The sequence below is a fragment of the Pseudomonas sp. PS01298 genome (genome assembly GCF_029959745.1).
GTDB classification, from domain to species: Bacteria; Pseudomonadota; Gammaproteobacteria; order Pseudomonadales; family Pseudomonadaceae; genus Aquipseudomonas; species Aquipseudomonas aylmerensis.
In genome coordinates, this window is sequence record NZ_JASCPP010000267.1 from 1 (window position 1) to 309 (window position 309).

Below are 309 nucleotides of genomic sequence, written 5' to 3' on the forward strand. Positions count from 1 at the left end.
GGCTTGCTCGCGAATGCGGTGGGTCAGTTAAATCACCAGCGGCTGACACGCCGCCTTCGCGAGCAAGCCCGCTCCCACATTTTTGGACCGTGGCGACTGTGGTCCAGCGATTCTTCATGGATCTGGATGCCAATCGCTCCAGAGTTAATGGCAATCATGAGCTGCGAGTTCTCCACGGCCGACAAAGTTCTTACCCGCTTGCGCTAACCCCTGTGGGAGCGGGCTTGCCCGCGAATGCGGTGGGTCAGTCAAATCACCAGTGGCTGACACGCCGCCTTCGCGAGCAAGCCCGCTCCCACATTTTTGGAC

The 309-nt window shown here is 59.5% G+C and carries 1 protein-coding gene; it reads left to right on the forward strand.

Annotation, left to right across the window (positions count from 1 at the left end):
- The coding region (locus QMX97_RS32085) for a hypothetical protein (protein ID WP_282398242.1) at positions 1 to 207 on the forward strand (207 nt) is incomplete at its 5' end.
- Positions 208 to 309 lie beyond the last annotated feature (102 nt).